The sequence below is a fragment of the Undibacterium sp. Tian12W genome (assembly GCF_049339405.1).
Classification (GTDB): domain Bacteria; phylum Pseudomonadota; class Gammaproteobacteria; order Burkholderiales; family Burkholderiaceae_D; genus Undibacterium.
Genome location: NZ_JBMPPK010000007.1, coordinates 16,113 through 34,728 on the forward strand (window position 1 = coordinate 16,113; position 18,616 = coordinate 34,728).

8 protein-coding genes are annotated in these 18,616 nt (G+C 52.4%); 7 read left to right on the top strand and 1 reads right to left on the bottom strand.

The window, feature by feature from the left end; all coding sequences use genetic code 11:
- Positions 1 to 39: 39 nt before the first annotated feature.
- The 7 genes from bcsP to aroG all read left to right on the top strand — a co-directional run bounded on the left by bcsP (position 40) and on the right by aroG (position 17,811).
- Positions 40 to 837 (top strand): cellulose biosynthesis protein BcsP, encoded by a 798-nt coding sequence (gene bcsP, locus ACO0LI_RS10110; protein ID WP_423032455.1) that lies wholly within the window; start codon positions 40 to 42, stop codon positions 835 to 837.
- On the top strand, positions 834 to 1,601 hold the full coding sequence (gene bcsQ / locus ACO0LI_RS10115; protein WP_422953911.1) for a cellulose biosynthesis protein BcsQ: 768 nt from the start codon (positions 834 to 836) through the stop codon (positions 1,599 to 1,601). Before bcsP ends, bcsQ begins: the two co-directional genes overlap by 4 nt.
- Positions 1,602 to 6,158, top strand: a complete 4,557-nt coding sequence (bcsA, locus tag ACO0LI_RS10120) for a UDP-forming cellulose synthase catalytic subunit (RefSeq protein WP_423032456.1) — start codon at positions 1,602 to 1,604, stop codon at positions 6,156 to 6,158.
- Between the two features lie 160 nt (positions 6,159 to 6,318).
- Positions 6,319 to 10,926, top strand: coding sequence for a cellulose synthase subunit BcsC-related outer membrane protein (locus tag ACO0LI_RS10125; RefSeq protein ID WP_423032457.1), 4,608 nt, complete (start codon positions 6,319 to 6,321; stop codon positions 10,924 to 10,926).
- A gap of 243 nt (positions 10,927 to 11,169) precedes the next feature.
- Positions 11,170 to 15,894, top strand: coding sequence for a cellulose synthase subunit BcsC-related outer membrane protein (locus tag ACO0LI_RS10130; protein ID WP_423032458.1), 4,725 nt, complete (start codon positions 11,170 to 11,172; stop codon positions 15,892 to 15,894).
- A gap of 23 nt (positions 15,895 to 15,917) precedes the next feature.
- Positions 15,918 to 16,349 (top strand): tetratricopeptide repeat protein, encoded by a 432-nt coding sequence (locus ACO0LI_RS10135; protein ID WP_422953907.1) that lies wholly within the window; start codon positions 15,918 to 15,920, stop codon positions 16,347 to 16,349.
- A gap of 400 nt (positions 16,350 to 16,749) precedes the next feature.
- A complete protein-coding gene (aroG, locus tag ACO0LI_RS10140) occupies positions 16,750 to 17,811 on the top strand; it encodes a 3-deoxy-7-phosphoheptulonate synthase AroG (protein ID WP_422973853.1) in 1,062 nt (353 codons plus the stop codon).
- Between the two features lie 152 nt (positions 17,812 to 17,963).
- On the opposite strand, the gene ACO0LI_RS10145 is transcribed toward aroG, so the two are convergent.
- The gene (locus tag ACO0LI_RS10145) at positions 17,964 to 18,614 is read right to left on the bottom strand and encodes a retropepsin-like aspartic protease family protein (protein WP_423032459.1); all 651 of its coding nucleotides are present in this window, start codon (positions 18,612 to 18,614) and stop codon (positions 17,964 to 17,966) included.
- Between the last annotated feature and the right edge of the window lie 2 nt (positions 18,615 to 18,616).

Sequence of the window (18,616 nt, forward strand, 5' to 3'; positions counted from 1 at the left end):
GAATCGTGACGCTGCAAGTAACCGGAGCTGGTGAACATTATGGATGATGACGTAAAAAATCTTTTTCAGAAATTTGGGCAATCGACTGATGCGTATCGCGAAATCAATCGCGATGCTGACAGTGAACAGGCAAAGCAGCGCTGGCCCTTGTTGCGTGATGTGCATCTACACTCAGCACCTCCCGCAGTAGCACCTGTACGTGCCCGGCATCGTGAAGAAGACCTTGCCACACCAGTACCATCGAATGATAGTCCATTCCGTCCGGCTGCAGCAAAACCTGCGGCGGCCAGGTCGGTTGCCGTTAAGACCAGTTCCTTGCAGGCAGCACCTGAAGTTCATGCCAGTATCAAACATAGTTCGCAATTGCCCTTAAAGCAAATGCTGATGCAAAACGCTGCGCCTGAAGAGCAGGAAGCTGAGCCAGAAACAGCATCACCATTCTTATCAAAAATTTTGCCGACGGCGAACAAACAAAGTACAGGCAAGCAAAAAGAAGCGGGTAGTACTGGCCTGTTTTCCGGCAGGGCGCAAACACCTGCCCCTGAAGCTCTGACAGCAGCGCCGGGTATTGCAGCGCTTGCCGGCACCCGCAAGCCTGTAGTTGTTGCACCTTCGGCCGCCACTGTCATACATAGTTTGCCAGCAGCACATGCGATGCCCGTGAAGCAAGCTCATGAAGCTGCTGAAGAACCACGTAATCAGACTGTAAAGTCCAGGTCTGCTGCCAAGGACCAGGCTGTCAGTGCAGTCTTTGGTCGCCTGGCAGGCAAGCAGGAAGAAGCCAAACCCGCCGATACTGGCAGTAATTCTTTTTTTAAAAAAATATTTAAACCATGAGGGTAGTTGCTGTCATTTCTCCCAAGGGTGGGGTAGGTAAAACTACCGTTACCGCAAACCTGGCGGCATCCCTGGCCCGTCTTGGTCCCCGTATCACGATACTGGACCTTGACCCGCAAAATGCGCTCAGGCTGCATTTTGGCATGGCACATGATGATGCCAGCGGTATTGCGCAGCAAGAAACCATGGAGAACAGCTGGACAGATGTCTTGTTTGAAAGCGCTTATGGTGTTGATTTCCTGCCCTATGGAAGCGTAGATGAAGATCAACGCGCAGTTTTCGAGCAGGAGATCAAGGCCAATCCAAAATGGCTGGCAAATAAACTGGCTTCGCTGAATTTGCCTGAGAACAGCGTGGTCCTGATAGACACGCCACCTGGCCCCAGTATTTATTTGCAACAAGTCTTGCACGCAGCAAATTATGCGCTGGTGGTTTTGAAGCCGGATGCGGCATCGTATTCGACAATACCATCGATAGAGTCCCTGATTGAGTATTACTGTGCTGACCGCAAAGAGTTTCTGGGGTATTGTTATCTGTTGAATCAGATGGACGCTGCCAAGCAACTGAGCCGTGATGTGTTTGGCATGTTGCGCAGCAGCCTGGGCAAACGCTTCATTCCAGTGACCATCCATAAGGATGAAGCAGTCAGTGAAGCACTGGCTTGCCAGACGCCGGTATCGTATTACTCCCAGCATTGTTCTGCCACCCATGACATGCAAGAGTTGACGGCCTGGCTGCAAACGAATTTCAGATTGGTAGATTAAATGCGCTCGATACTTAACTCCCGATATCTCTATGGTCGTCTTAACGACCTGGGGCGTGCCATGGTCAACTGGCCAGGCTGGGAGCGCAAGACGCCGCGTTTTCTGGCCTTGATGGTCGCAGTGTTCTTGTACTGGACCAGTATCAGCATCCCGCTGGATTTGCCGCTGCAAACACTGTTTTCGATTATCATTTTCAGTACTGCGCTGTACCTGCGCCGGTATACCGGCACGCTGATTTCACTGGTGATGGTGATGTTCTCCATCAGTGCCACCAGCCGCTATATCTATTGGCGCATCACCTACACCATAGGCACGGACAATCTGATCGACCTGTTTTTTGCACTGGTGCTGATCATGGCTGAAGTGTATGCCTGGCTGGTGCTGTTGCTGGGTTATTTGCAAACTGCCTGGCCCTTGAAGCGCAAGCCAGTCATGATGCCGCCAGATACCTCGACCTGGCCTACGATAGATTTGTTCATCCCCAGCTATAACGAAGACCTGGCTGTGGTTAAGCCTACCGTGCTAGCGGCTATGGGCATAGACTGGCCCAAGGATAAACTCAATATCATTATCCTTGATGACGGACGTCGCCCTGCCTTTGCCGAATTTGCTGCCTCAGTCGGTGTGCAGTGTTTTACCCGTGCGGATAATAATCATGCGAAGGCCGGTAATATCAATGCTGCCCTGAAACGCACGACCGGCGATTTCGTTGCGATCTTCGATTGCGATCACATGCCGACGCGCTCATTTTTGCAATATACGATGGGCTGGTTCTTGGTTGATCCCAAACTGGCGATGGTACAGACACCCCATCATTTTCTATCGCCAGATCCGTTTGAGCGCAATTTGCAAACCTTCCGCAATGTGCCAAATGAAGGTGAGCTGTTCTATGGTCTGATACAGGACGGTAATGATCTGTGGAATGCGACTTTTTTTTGCGGTTCCTGCGCCATTTTGCGCCGCACCTATCTCGAAGAAGTCGGCGGCATTGCGGTTGAGACTGTGACAGAAGATGCACATACCGCATTGAAAATGCAACGCCTGGGCTACAACACTGCCTATCTAGCCTTGCCGCAGGCGGCCGGTTTGGCTACTGAAAGTCTGTCCGCTCACGTTGGTCAGCGTATACGCTGGGCGCGGGGTATGGCGCAGATTTTCCGGACTGATAATCCCCTGCTGGGCAAGGGACTCAGTTTTGGTCAGCGGCTTTGCTATAGCAATGCCATGCTGCATTTCTTTTATGGTTTGCCGCGCATGGTGTTTTTGTTGGCACCGTTGTCCTACCTGTTTTTTGAAGTGCATATCATCAAGGCCTCGGCTTTGTCGATTGCGGCATATTCCTTGCCCCATCTCTTGCATGCCAACCTGACCAACTCCCGTATACAGGGCGCGCACCGGCATTCCTTCTGGGCAGAGGTATATGAAGCGACACTGGCCTGGTATATCTTCCGCCCCACACTGGTGGCGCTGATCAATCCAAAACTTGGTAAATTCAACGTGACTGCCAAAGGTGGTCTGGTCGAGCAGGAGCATTTTGACTGGTCGATTTCCAAGCCTTATCTGATCATGCTGGGCATGAATGTATTGGGCTTCTTTGTCGGCATAGGCCGGGCGGTGTGGTGGAATACCTATGAGATGGATACCGTTATCCTGAATATGCTGTGGACGATCTATAACCTGGTCATCCTGGGCGCAACACTGGCTGTTGCCACAGAATCCAAACAGGTCAGGCGTACCCACAGGGTCAGGGCAGTATTGAATGCCACCCTGCGTTTGAGCAATGGCCACTCCATCGTTTGCCGTACTGAAGATTTTTCCATGGGTGGCATGTCTTTCCGTGTACCTGAAGGTTTTCAGATGCACAAGGATGAAGATTTGATGATTTCCCTGTATGGCACCAATGGGGAGTCAGTATTTCCGGCTAAGACAGTGTTCTTCAAGGATAATCTGCTCAGTGTACAATTCGCGCCGCTCGATTTGCAGCAGGAAATGGATTTGATCAATTGCACCATAGGCCGTGCCGACGTCTGGCTCAGCTGGTCAAACGACAGGGATATCGACCACCCGCTGAATGGTTTGAAAGAAATCGCATACCACAGCATGCGCGGGTTCAGCAGGTTTGGTAGCAGCATGAAGCAATACGTAGCGGAAAGAACAGGGCATATGAATAAAATAAATGAGGCGTCCATCGTGAAAAACATCGTGACAAGTGTCAGAGCTAAATTAACGCGCAAAGGCAGTAGCACGGCTCTGGCCATACTGTGTGGCGTAACAGCGGTAGCACACCATGAAGATGGTTTGGCCAAGTCCAAACATGCGAACGCGAGTGCTTCAGCCACAGCTACCGCCCAACCTGCCGTTACTGAAAAAATTGCGCTGGAAGACTTGCAGCCAACCTCGGTAATAGGTGGACAAAAGACCTATAACATCAGCCTCAAGGACATGATAGGCGTCAGTTCCAGTGTCGAATTACGTGGCACTGAGGGCGAGCGTTCCTTCCCCTTCACTGTACGCAGCGACGAGGTGATTACTGCAGCCAAGGTCAAATATGGCATTGCCTATTCACCGGCTTTATTGCCTGACCTGTCGCACATACAGGTGCTGGTCAACAATGAACTGGTTAGCGTTGTTCCTTTGCCGAGAGAGACGTCCAAAGGCATCGTGCGTGAAGACGTTATAGATCCACGTTTTTTTGCTGATTTTAATCAACTCAGTTTTAAACTCATCGGCCATTACACCAGGGATTGTGAAGACCCTTATCACTCCAGCCTGTGGGCCAAGCTCAGCCACACCACCAATCTGGAATTGACAGTTTCTCCCCTGACCCTGGCAAATGACCTGGGTATGTTGCCAGCACCTTTCTTTGACAGACGCGACAACAAATTGCTGGAGCTGCCTTTCATCCTGCCCGCAACACCTTCACTGGAAGTCTTGCGCAATGCAGGTGTCGTTGCTTCCTGGTTTGGACATCTGTCTTCTTATCGTGGCGCGCGCTTCCCTATCGAAGCCAATACCCTGCCACGTGGTAACGCCGTGTTGTTCGCTACCGCCAATGAGGCACCGGCAGGCATTACTTTACCTGCAATTTCAGGTCCGACTCTGGCCATCATGGCTAATCCTTCAAATCCCAAAGCCAAGTTGTTGCTGGTGTTGGGACGTGATGTCAATGAACTCAAGATTGCCGTACAAGCCCTGACCATGGGCCAGATGGCCATGTCTGGCGAATCTGCCGTGATCAAGAACCTCAAAGAAATCGATCCACGCAAAGCCTACGATGCGCCAAAATGGTTGCCTACTGACAGACCAGTCAAGTTTGGTGAACTGGCTGCGCCACCGGCATTGAAAGTTAATGGTCTGACACCAGACCTGATACGCGTGAACCTGCGCGTTGCGCCTGACTTGTTCACCTGGCAAAAAGAAGGCGTGCCTATCGATTTGCGTTACCGTTTCACGCCGCGTCCTACCGTTGATAAATCTACTCTGAACATAGGCATCAATGATGAGTTCGTGCGCTCTCTGCCTTTGTCCGGTGGTCAGGTCGATAAAGGCAAGATCAAGGAATCGGTCATGCTGTTCTTCAAGGATGGCCAGCGTTATGCTCAGGATGAAATCCAGGTGCCGACTTTCCGTATCGGTGCAGAGAACCAGTTGCAATTCCACTTCTTTTACGACTACCCAAAACAAGGTGCCTGTAAAGACGTGTATCTCGACAATGTCCGCTCTGCCATAGACCCTGATTCGACGATCGATTTCTCGAACATGCCACACTATGCCGCCATGCCTAATCTGGCATATATGGCAAATGCCGGCTTCCCGTTCACACGCATGGCAGACCTGGCGCAAACAGCCATCGTCATGCCAGACCGCCCAAATGCACAAGAGATGGAATTGTTCCTCAATGTCATGGGCCGCATGGGTGAATCTACAGGTTACCCGGTACTGAACAGTACCCTGATCCGTAGCGCCGACGTTGAAAAACATAGTGATAAAGACTTCCTGCTGTTAGGTGCAAGCGGCAATCTGCCTTTGCTCAAGCAGTGGTCAAAATACATGCCGATGAGCATGGATGAAAACGGCAACCGCCTGCAATTGCCTACAGGTTTCCTGCGTCTCGTGACCCGCTGGGCTGGCCGTGATCTCGATACCATGGAACGCCATGCCGGTGAAATGCTGGCCAAGACTGGCAATGCCTTTGGTGCCATGATGCAGTTTGAATCACCATTGTCCAGCGGACACAGCGTGATTGTCATGACCTCTGGCGACTCGGCCAGCCTGGCTGACTTGACCGCAGGTTTGAATAAGGCTGATCTGCGCAGCAAATTCCAGGGTGATCTGGTGCTCATCAAGGGCGACCGCATCGCCAATGCACAGATAGGTGAAACCTATTACGCAGGCAGTTTGCCATGGTGGACCTGGCTCAAATGGCATTTATCTACCCAGCCTTTCATCATGATTATTTTCCTGATGCTGGCCTCGCTGATTGCTGCGACCATGCTGTTCCGTTTCTTGCGCAAGAAAGCGGCATCCCGCCTGGCGCTGGAAGATAAAAAGAAATAATTGAAATGGATTGAGTTGTTTGGGCAGCGTGCTATCTGAAACGTAAAATAATGGATAGCGCTGCCCATTTCCTTGATTTAAAACCTGACACAGTGCTGATTTTCTGAGGTGACGATAAACAAGCTGACTCACAGAAAAAAGCGATCATTAGGGGAAGTAAATGGTCTTCAAGAAGAAAGCGATAGTCTTTGCGCTTTTGACGGTTTTTTTTGAGAGCGAAACTGCGTTCGCGCAATCAGCTTTGACACAGCAATTGAAAGAGCAGGCGCAGTTCTGGCAACAGCGTGGCCGCGACGATAATGCGGCAGATATCTGGCGCAAGTTGTTGAAGGTCGATGCCAATAATATCGACGCGCTGATGGCCTTGTCCATACTTGAAGCCAAGACAGGCAATCCCGAGCAGGCCAAAACCTATTTTTCGCGCTTGCGTGGTACGCAGGCGAGTTCTGCACAAATACGCAATGTTGAGCAGGCTTTGCGCCAGGGTAGTAATGGTGGCGTAGGCCAGCTGGAAAACGCCCGCATGCTTGCCAAGCAGGGCGATACTGAAGCCGCGGTCGACGCTTACAAGCAGATTGGCGATCCTTCCAGACTCAAAGGCGATGCCGCTTTTGAATACTTCCAGGTTCTCGGCGGCACTAAAAATGGTCATGCCGAAGCCCGTAAGGGATTGGAAAAACTCAGTAAAGAAAATCCAGGCAACAGCAAATACGCACTCGCCTACGCCCAGGTGCTGACTTACCGTGAACCCAGCAGGGTAGAGGGCATGGCCTTGCTCGAAGGTCTGAGTAGCAGGCCCGATGTCGGCAAACAGGCGACAGAATCCTGGCGTCAGTCCCTGAGCTGGATGGGCATGAAGCCGGAAAATGCCAAATACTTCAATCACTATCTCGAAAAACATCCAGACGACCAGCTCATCAGGGACAGGATGGTGGGTTTGACCAGACCTGCGGCGGTTACGCCACCAGTGGCACAAATCGCACAAACTACGCAAACTGCAAAGCCAACGGAGATCAAGTCCGCAGATAAGCCAGTGAAGCTTGAAAAGGCAGAAAAGGTCGAGAAGACCGAGAAGCCGGAAAAAGCTGAGAGGGTTGAGAAGGCTGATAAGGCTGATAAGACTGAGAAAGCAGCGCTAAAACCCAAGCCAGTCGCAGAAAATCCTATAGAGAAAAGCCGCATAGCCGGCTTCAAGGCGCTGGACGACAATGAGATCGAGGCTGCAGAAGCCGAGTTCCAGGGCCTGATCAAAAACTATCCCAAAAATCCGATAGGTTATGGCGGTATGGGCCTGGTCAAGATGCGCCAGGAAGAGTTCATCGAGGCGCGCACTTTCTTGCATAAGGCAGTCGATTATTCACCTGCGCAATCCAAGGACCAATGGAAGCAAGCTTCGGACGATGCCAGTTATTGGGCAACCGTGGCCGAGGCCAGGAATGCCTTTGAAGATGGTGACAGTACCAAGGGTATCCATTTCCTGCGCAAGGCGATCGCCCATAATGGCAAAGAGCCAGCCGGTATCCTGCAGTTGGCAGATGCCTTGCAAGCAGAAAATGATTTGAAGGGGGCAGAAGAAAATTACCGCCGCGTCCTGGATGCAGACAAAACCAATATCCGCGCACTTGATGGTGTGATTGGTGTACTGGTTTTGCAAAAACGTATAGCTGACCTGGAAGCCTTGAGCAGCATCATGCTGCCGCGCCATCTGGCCATCATCGCCAACCTGAAGTCAGAAGATTTGTGGAACAAGGCCAAGGCTGCAGAAGCCGCAGGTGACATCAACACAGCACAAAAAATGCTGGAAGATGCCATCATGATCAAGCCGGATAATGCATGGCTGCGCATGGCACTCGCCAGGATTTATCTGAAGCGCGACATGCCAGGACAAGCACGTGCCCTGATCGAGGCCATGACCAATGTCGAAGCGCCAGACCCTGAAGCGTTGTATGTCAGCGCCTTGCTCAGCGAGATGCAGCAACTCTGGTGGGAAGCCCTGAATACGCTGGAGCGAGTACCTGCAGCTTCACGTAAGAAAGAAATGGTGGATCTGCAAAAACGCCTGTGGATCAGGGTACAGATAGACCGCATCACCTTGCTGGCCAGGCGCGGCAATACCAGTCAGGCGAGTGAGATATTGACACAGGTTGAGCAGGTCGCCGGGAGTGATATGGAATTCACCGGCACCATGGCGAATCTGTACATACAGCTGGGCAACAAGGAACGTGGTTACGCCATGTTGCGCGATGCTGTGCAAAATACCTCTAAACCAGCAGCAGGTTTACTGTTGCAATATGCTGGCACGTTGATGCAAGCAAACCAGGAAGGTGAGCTCGAAGCCGTCATGCGCCGGGTAGCGGCCATGCCCAATCTGCAAGAAGGAGAGATTACTGCTTTCACGCAATTGCAAAGAGTATTGGCGATGCGCTATGCCGAGCGTGCGCGTGAGGCGGGCGATTATGCTACGGCTTATGCCTACATACAGCCCATGCTGATTGCCACGCCTGATGACGAGATGTTGCTGCTGACGCTGGCCCGTATTTATACGGCTTCAGGCGATAGCGCATCGGCGCGGGAATTGTATGTCAAGGTTTTGCAAAGCGATCCAGAAAACCCGGAAGTCTTGCAGGGCCTGGTCTATGCCGCAATGGAAGCACGTGATCTCGACAATGCAGAAAAATACCTGAGTGTGTTGCTGCGCCAGGAACCGGATAATCCGCGTTACCTGGCACTGGCAGGCAATGTCGCCAGGGCGCAGGGAAATAATAGCCGCGCCCTCAGCTATTTCAAAAAAGCGCTGGCACTTGAACAGGCGCAAAAAACCGTGGTCGGCTCCGGCCCGAATGGTTTGCGTCTGGTGGATACTGCACCAGCCAGTACGGTCAATGATTTCAAGGTCAACCCTTTTGCTGACCGCAAATCTGGTGCACCTGCCAACGCTCAACAACCACAGCTAAGAACAGTAGCGCCGACGTCGGCACCAGGAGCAGTACTTGCCCCAGGAGTAGCACCGGCACCAGGACCACTCCTGAAAGAAGCCCCAGCCAGTAACTTTACCGGCGGTATATTTGCGCCAGTCGGCAAGCCATTGACTACGTCGCCTGCACCTGCTGGTGTCCCATTGAATAATGTAGCGCCTGGCAGCACTCTACCCAAAACTATCCCAAGTTTGCCGAGCTTGCCACCAGCTCCAAAAGCTCAACCTGCTCCAGCCAGTGCACCTGCGGGCTCGGCACCGCCACCTGCCAATACCTTGCAGCCCAAGATGCCAACTGCTGTCGGTGCGCCACCAGAGCCAAACCGTGGCAGGCCAGATACCTATAGCAATGGCGCGACCATGCAAAGCCCTTATCCTGAAGGGCAAACCATGCTGGCGCAGTACACGCCAGCTGCGCCATATGTACCATATGTGCCACCGAAAACCAGCTTCACGGCTGCAGTGCCAGTGCCGCAGCAATATGCCGTTGCTAATAGCAATAGCAGCAAGGCCAGGCCAGTCAAGGCAGCGAACGTAAGCGCCGAAGAAGCGGCATTGTTAAAAGAAATAGACTCCATCAACGAACTCAAGCGCACAGAAGTATCGGTCGAAGTTGCGACCAGAGCGCGCAGTGGAGAAAAAGGTCTGTCAGCGTTGACCGATGTAGAAATCCCGATCGAAGCCCGCATCAATACCCTCGGCCTCGGCCAGTTTGGTCTCAAGATCATTCCCGTGGTTGCCGATGCCGGTACCCTGTATCTGAACGACCCTGCTGTTTCAGGCCAGTTTGGCCGCAATGCGATAGTGGTAGAACGCGCCAGATACGCCAAAGTCCCGTTCACCACCATCGCCCGTCAGCAAGGCCTCTCCAATGTCGCCACACTCGATGAAGAAGCCAAAGGCGTCGCCCTCAACCTCAGCTACGAAATAGCCGGTGTCAGAGCAGACATAGGCTCCAGCCCCATAGGCTTCCCCGTACAAAATGTAGTCGGTGGCCTGCGCTGGAGCGGCAGTGATGATGGCGCCAGCCTAGGCATAGAAATCGCCAGACGCTCCGTGACAGACAGCTACCTCTCCTATGCCGGAGTCAAAGACAGCCTCTACGGACTCACCTGGGGTGGCATCACCCGCACCGGCGTCAAGATTGACACCTCCTATGACGGCGAAGATGGCGGTGTCTATGCCAGCTTAGGCTATTACGGCCTCACAGGTAAAAACGTCGCCAAGAACACCGAAGCAGAAGTCGGTGTCGGCGCCTACTGGCGCGCCTACAAAACCAATGACTTCAGCTTCACCACTGGTTTAGGGCTCACCTCCTTCTTCTACCAGAAAAACCTGCGCTACTTTACCTACGGCCATGGCGGCTACTTCAGCCCCAAATCCTATGTAGCTCTGGGCATACCGCTAGAGATAGCAGGACGCAAAGGCAAGTTCTCCTACCAGCTCGCCACCTCACTCGGTGTCCAGCACTTTCGCGAACTGTCAGCTTTGTATTACCCGAATTCAGCAGCAGACCAGGCAGAGCTGGAACAATTTGCCGCGGCCAACCCCACCATCAACATCCAGACCAGCTACCCTGGCCAGACCAGGACAGCGTTTGCGTTTAAAGTGGGTGGAGCAGCAGAATACCAGCTGACCCCGCATTTATTCCTTGGTGGCAAGATCAGTGCAGACAACTCGGGAGATTTCAACGACACTTCGGCAGCGCTGTACCTGCGCTACAGCTTTGAGCCGCGCAAGGCACCGGTGACGTTCCCGCCTGTCGCCCCCAAGGCTTATTACCAGGGTAACTGAGTCAGGCTAATCAGACTTAAATTGCGCAATGCAAGGAAACCGCTCAAATCTTTCAGGCTTGAGCGGTTTTTTTTATTGGATTTACAATAGATTTACAATTCCTGCCACACATGGACTTCCTATTTATGCTGGCTTACTTCAAAATGCAGGTAAAGTGAGTGTTTGTAGAATGTTTGTAAAGTGTTTATCTATAAGCATTGGCAGACGATGCCCTCACTAGCGAAGAAGTTAAAGGGGACATGAATGACATTTAAGAAGAAAGCGCTGGTACTGGCGCTTTTGACGGCATATCTGGAAAGCGGGACAGCTCTCGCGAATACCCCTTTGACGCAACAATTGAAAGAGCAGGCGCAATTCTGGGCACAGCGTGGCAAGGATGAAAACGCTGCCGATGCCTGGCGCAAGGTCTTGAAGCTGGAACCTTCCAATGTGGATGCCTTGTTGGCCCTGGTCTTATTTGAAGCCAAGGCGGGCAATACTGCACAGGCAAAATCCTATTATTCCAAACTGCGGGGTTCGCAAGCCACGATCACGCAATTGCGCACGGCTGAAAATGCTGTCCTGCAGGGCGGTAGTGGCAGCGGTGGACAACTCGAAGAAGCACGCAAGCTGGCCAAACAGGGCGATGCCGATAGCGCGGTCGAAGCCTACAAGCAAATGGGCGACCCTTCCAAGCTCAAGGGCGATGCCGCTTTCGAATATTTCCAGGTATTGGCCGGTACCAAGGCAGGCTATCCTGATGCCAAGCGTGGCCTGGAAAAGCTGCAAAAAGAAAATCCAGGTAACACCCGCTATGCACTGGCATATGCCCAGGTCCTGACTTACCGTGAGCCTACGCGCCTTGAAGGTATGGCAGCGCTGGAACAATTGACTGTCAAGGCTGATGTTGGCAAGCAGGCCGGGGATTCCTGGCGTCAGGCTTTGAGCTGGATGGGCGTCAAGAATGAAAATGCGAAACACTTGCGTCGTTATCTCGATAAGTTCCCGAATGACCAGGTCATCAGCGAGCGACTTGCTAGTCTGAGTCATCCGGCAGCGCCAGCAGTGCCAGAAGAAAAATCCAACCCTGCCAAGGTCATGGCGGCTGCCAAGCAAAGTACGGCAGTGCAGGCCGCGGCTGAAAGCAAGCAAAAAATAGAAGCAGCACCAAAACCTGAAGTGGTCGCCAAGGCAGAGCCAAAAAACAGCAATAAGCCAGAGGCCCAGTCAAAATCAAGCGGTGACGCGCCAGAAAAAGCACGTACTGCTGCTTTCAAGGCCCTTGATGACAATGACCTCAAAACAGCGGAAGCAGCTTTCCAGGCGCTGATCAAATCGCATCCCAAAGATTCAGCGGGGTATGGTGGCATGGGCCTGGTAAAAATGCGCCAGGATGAGTTTATCGAATCGCGCACACTCTTGCAAAAAGCGGTGGAATTGTCGCCATCAAATCGCAAGGATCAATGGAAACCCGCTTATGACCGCGCCAATTACTGGGGCATGATCGCAGATGCGCGTAGCGCATTTGAAGACAGCAATAGCAGCAAAGGCATCGCCTTATTGCGCAAGGCCGTGGAAATGGACCCCAAGGAAGCAGTCGGCATGTTGCAGCTCGGTGATGCCTTGCTGGCAGAAAATGATGTTGTCGGTGCCGAGGCAAATTTCCGTCTGGTCTTGCGTGACGATAAAAAGAACCAGGGTGCACTTGATAGCCTCATAGGTTTGCTGGCGCTGCAAAAACGCATTAAGGATCTGGAAGAGCTCAGCGCCTATATGTCGCCGCGCCAGATGACAGTGCTGTCTGAATTGAAGGCAACGCAGCTATGGGACAAAGCCAAGGCGGCTGAAGCAGCGGGTAATATCGCCGTCGCGCAAGCCAACCTCGAAGATGCCGTGCTGATCACGCCAGACAACCCCTGGTTGCGCATGGCCCTGGCTAAAATCTACCTGGGGCAGAATGCACCTGGTGCAGCACGCGCCCTGATGGATGCGATAGCCAATGTAGAAAATCCCCAGGCCGAGGCCTTGTATGCCAGTGCCTTGCTGAGCGCCATGCAGCAATTATGGTGGGAAGGTTTGATCACGCTGGAGCGCCTGCCTGCCGCCGCCAGAAAACCTGAAATGTTCGAGCTGCAAAAGCGTCTCTGGACCAGGGTGCAGGTTGATCGCCTTAATGTCTTTGTCAATCGCGGTGATACCGCGAGAGCGCGTGAACTGCTCGGTATCATAGAAAATACCGCCGGCAATGATGCAGAATTTGTTGGCATCATCGCCGCCTTCCACATGAAGGTGGGTGACCCTGCGCATGGCCTGGCCCTGGTTAAACGTGCAGTAGAAGGTACACCCAATCCGCAGGCAGGTTTGTTGCTGCAATATGGCATGGCTTTATTGCGCGCAAATCAGGAAGCAGAAGTGCTGGCCGTTATGCACCGCGTGGCTGACATGCCCAAGCTGACTGCGGAAGAAGTCACTGATTACAAAGACTTGCAGCGTATAGTCTCGATGCGCTATTCCGAGCGTGCGCGTGAGGCGGGTGATTATGCCAGCGCCTTTAATTTTATCCAGCCTATGTTGGTGGCTGACCCTGAAGACAATTTGCTGTTGCTGGCTTTGGCACGCATCTATTCTTCTGCGGGTGATACTGATTCGGCTAAAGATTTATATCAACGCGTTTTGCAGTCAGAACCCGATAATCCTGAAGTCTTGCAAGGTCTGGTCTATGCGGCGATACAGGTCAAGGATTTTGACACGGCCGAGCAACACCTGGCAACGCTGATGCAACAGCAGCCATCCAATCCGCGTTTTATTTCTTTGGCAGGTAACCTCGCACGTGCACGCGGTAATACCGGTAAAGCCCTGGCGTATTTCAGGCAGGCCCTGGCATTGGAACAGTCACAAAGACCAGGCACTGATATGGGTGCAAATGGCATACGCCTGGTCGCACAGGCGCAGCCAGCGAATGTCAGCGAATTCAGTGTCAACCCTTTTGCTGACCGCAGCGGCAGAACCCAGATGGTAGCAGCATCCTATGCAGCGCCTGCACCTGCCCCTGCACAGCAGCTAGTTGCACCTAATCCCAGGAGCGCGATTTTTGCTCCGGTAGGCGTGCCTTTGCAAACTGCGCAGCCACAGTATGCTCAACCCCAATATGCGCAACCTCAATATGCACAGGCACCTCAGCCTGTGATACCACAATTGCCAGCCTCTACCATGGCGGCGGCACAAAGCCGTGCCGCCAATCCGGTAATGGCCGCTACTGCTCCAGCACCTATGCCCAGTATCCCGCAATTGCCCGCTACTGCCTTGAATAACAGAGCACCGGTACCGCAACAGGCTTATGCTGGCAATGCTATTCCAGTGGCAGTGCAGGGTGGCTCCAGCGGTAATGTCAGCACGGCGACAGGTGCGGCAACGGTATATCAGATTCCACCAGCTAATCTGACACGCAGTCCATTATCACAAGCTTCACAAGCAAATCAAGCGACACAAGCTGCGCCAGTACAAACGAATCCACTGCAAAATCAGGCTGCACCCAAAAATAATGATGTAAGCGGCAGTGCTGCTAATGTACCTGCACTGGTGACACCTTATGTGCCACCCAAAGCCAGTTATTCCGCTGCGCCCGTGCCTGTGCCGCAACAATACGCAGCGGCTGGCAACAACGCTTATGCTGCTGCTCCAGCTAACCTGGCGCAGGCAAGCAAAGTCCGGCCCGCGAAGGCAGCGAACGTAAGCGCCGAAGAAGCGGCATTGTTAAAAGAAATAGACTCGATCAACGAACTCAAGCGCACAGAAGTCTCGGTCGAAGTCGCGACCAGAGCGCGCAGTGGAGAAATAGGTCTGTCAGCGTTGACCGATGTAGAAATCCCGATCGAAGCCCGCATCAATACCCTCGGCCTCGGCCAGTTTGGTCTCAAGATCATTCCCGTGGTAGCTGATGCAGGAACTCTGTATCTGAACGACCCTGCTGTTTCAGGCCAGTTTGGCCGCAATGCGATAGTGGTAGAACGCGCCAGATACGCCAAAGTCCCGTTCACCACCATCGCCCGTCAGCAAGGCTTATCCAACGTCGCCACACTCGATGAAGAAGCCAAAGGCGTCGCCCTCAACCTCAGTTACGAAATAGCCGGTGTCAGAGCCGATATAGGCTCCAGCCCCATAGGCTTCCCCGTACAAAATGTAGTCGGTGGCCTGCGCTGGAGTGGCAGTGATGATGGCGCCAGCCTCGGCATAGAAATCGCCAGACGCTCCGTGACAGACAGCTACCTCTCCTATGCAGGCGCCAAAGACAGCCTCTACGGACTCACCTGGGGTGGCATCACCCGCACCGGCGTCAAGATCGACACCTCCTATGACGGCGAAGATGGCGGTGTCTATGCCAGCCTTGGCTACTACGGCCTCACAGGTAAAAACGTTGCCAAGAACACCGAAGCAGAAGTCGGTGTCGGCGCCTACTGGCGCGCCTACAAAACCAATGACTTCAGCTTCACCACTGGTTTAGGGCTCACCTCCTTCTTCTACCAGAAAAACCTGCGCTACTTCACCTACGGCCATGGCGGCTACTTCAGCCCCAAATCCTATGTCGCGCTCGGTATTCCGCTAGAGATAGCAGGACGCAAAGGCAAGTTCTCCTACCAGCTCGCCACCTCACTCGGTGTTCAGCACTTTCGCGAACTGTCAGCTTTGTATTACCCGAATTCAGCAGCAGACCAGGCAGAGCTGGAACAATTTGCCGCGGCCAACCCCACCATCAACATCCAGACCAGCTACCCTGGCCAGACCAGGACAGCGTTTGCGTTTAAAGTGGGTGGAGCAGCAGAATACCAGCTGACCCCGCATTTATTCCTTGGTGGCAAGATCAGTGCAGACAACTCGGGAGATTTCAACGACACTTCGGCAGCGCTGTACCTGCGCTACAGCTTTGAGCCGCGCAAGGCACCGGTGACATTCCCGCCTGTCGCTCCAAAGGCGTATTACCAGGGTAATTAAGTATTTTTTGAAAGCAAGAGATCATGAAAGTCGTGGCACACCATATCCAATCGCTCATTACAGGCTTGTTGGCCTTGAGCTTTGTTGCAAACGTATATGCTCAAGACCCAAATGCAGAAGGTCGCAATTTCCTTGCTGAAGGAAACAATAGCGCTGCCAGTAAAAAATTTGCAGAAGCCGCCAAGATCAACCCGTTTGATGCTTCCGCACTCAATAACCAGGCAGTTGCCCTGGCGGCACAAGGCGACAATGAAAAAGCCTTGAACTTGCTGGAAAGGGCAAACCGCCTTGCCCCCAACCGTGCTGATATTGCCGCCAATCTCAATGAGTTGCGTAACTGGATGAACCGTAACACGCCACAAGTGGCTGCTGTGCAGAGAAAGGGCCCAGTACCTGGCGCTTACCCCAATCAGGGGGATATTCCACCAGAGCCGCCACCTTTGTGGAAAAAATGAATAAGCTTATTTCCGCAACATTCTTGCAAATTGCTGAATTCTGAGGCACTATAGTTTTGAATTACTCGTTTTACCGAGTAAAACCATGTAAAAACAATAATTGAGCTGAATACATACGCAAATATTGATATGAAACACATTGCTTTCTTTTTCTTCTTTTATTTTAGCTATTCCAAGCCAAGGGCGGTGGAAAGACGGTAAGCACTCGAAGAAAAAGAGCCAAACCAAAATTCTAAAAAACCGCCCGATCAGGCGGTTTTTTTTTGCCCTTGCACTTATTACCAGTAAATTGCAATTGGGCCAGGAAAAAATTGAACCATATTTATCCGTAATTATTTTTACCGATCAGAATTTGACTACATTGACACATATTATTTTTTAAGAATTCTCAGGAGAAAACATGCAACGCACCGATGATTTACGCATACGCGAAATGAAGGAACTGGTTCCACCCTCACATTTAATACGTGAGTTTGCCTGTTCCGAAAAAGCGTCGGAAACCGCAGCCAATGCCCGTACCGCCCTGCATCGCATTTTGCATGGTCAGGATGACAGATTGATGGTCGTCATCGGTCCGTGCTCCATCCACGATACCAAAGCCGCAATGGAATATGCACAACGCCTGGCAGAAGAACGCCCGCGCTTTGCTGGTGAGCTGGAAATCATCATGCGCGTGTATTTTGAAAAACCACGCACCACAGTAGGCTGGAAAGGTCTTATCAATGATCCTTACCTCGACAACAGCTTCCGCATCAATGATGGCCTGCGCATAGCCCGTGAACTGCTGCTGAACATTAACGAACTCGGCCTGCCTGCCGGTACTGAATACCTCGACGTCATCAGCCCACAATACATCGCTGACCTGATCAGCTGGGGTGCGATTGGTGCCCGCACGACTGAATCACAAGTTCACAGGGAACTGGCATCTGGCCTGTCTTGCCCGGTAGGTTTCAAGAATGGTACAGACGGTAACGTCAAAATCGCTGTTGATGCGATCAAGGCTTCTTCCCAGCCTCACCATTTTTTATCGGTGACCAAGGGCGGCCATTCTGCCATCGTATCGACCAATGGTAATGAAGATTGCCACATCATCCTGCGCGGTGGCAAAGCACCTAACTACGATGCCGCCAGTGTTGATGCGGCCTGCAAGGACATCGCCAGTGCGGGCCTGGCATCCCGCCTGATGATAGATGCATCGCACGCCAACAGCTCAAAAAATCCCGCTAACCAGATTCCGGTCTGCGCTGATATCGGCAAACAAATTGCAGATGGCGATACCCGTATCGTCGGTGTCATGATCGAATCTCACCTGGTTGCCGGTCGTCAGGACTTGGTGCCAGGCAAAGAACTGGTCTATGGTCAGTCAGTAACAGATGGCTGCATCGATTGGGAATCAAGCATCAAGGTGCTGGAAGGTTTGGCAGAGTCTGTTAAACAAAGGCGCTTGAAGCAGGCTTATTGATAATCTGGCTACCAAACAAATCGCTACGGTTTGAGGTGGGACCAATGTGCCAGCAGACATGCGCAATGTCTGCTGGCCAAATTATTTAAAAGGCTTGAGAGTTTGACCCCTAACCTTTGCAATCTTGGATATTGCAATGAACGCAAAAGAGATTAATACCGTTTAGTCAACGTCATCTGATCGCCTTCACGTCGCATGTCCATGCGGTTCAGGAAAGACATGCCCAGCAAAGGGGTGGACAGGCCTTGCTCCAAGATGGATGCATCCACCTGATACAACTCCACGTCACCTATTTTGATTTTATCAAGTTTGACGTGGTAGGTTTTTACAACTCCACCAGCAGTATCTGCACTGTTAGGCGTGCCTTGCTTGTAATTGATGCCCAGCCTGGTTGCCTCCGTCGCAGGAAGGGCGATGAGACTGGCCCCGGTATCGACCAACATATTGATGCTGATGCCGTTGATCATGGCCGGTGCCGTGAAATGGCCGCGATCATCTGCACGCAATACGACGCTGCTGCCACTGCTAGGCGCAGAGCGATGCACGGTTCGTCCCATGACCAGCACTTGGCGTTTGCCGTTAATGAGCACCGTGGCTGATTCACGGTCAGCATCAACGAGCTTGGCGTCGCTGCTGATATTACTGCCCACGGTATAGGTTTTTGGTGAAGCACCATCAACCACCAGGATAGCCTTGCCCGGGAATAAACCGACCACACCTATGTCGGTGGCATGGGCCATTGCAGTGCCTGCCAGCAGGCAGATTGCGCTCAGAAGTTTCAGTTTTTTTACAGGCAGGCGCATGC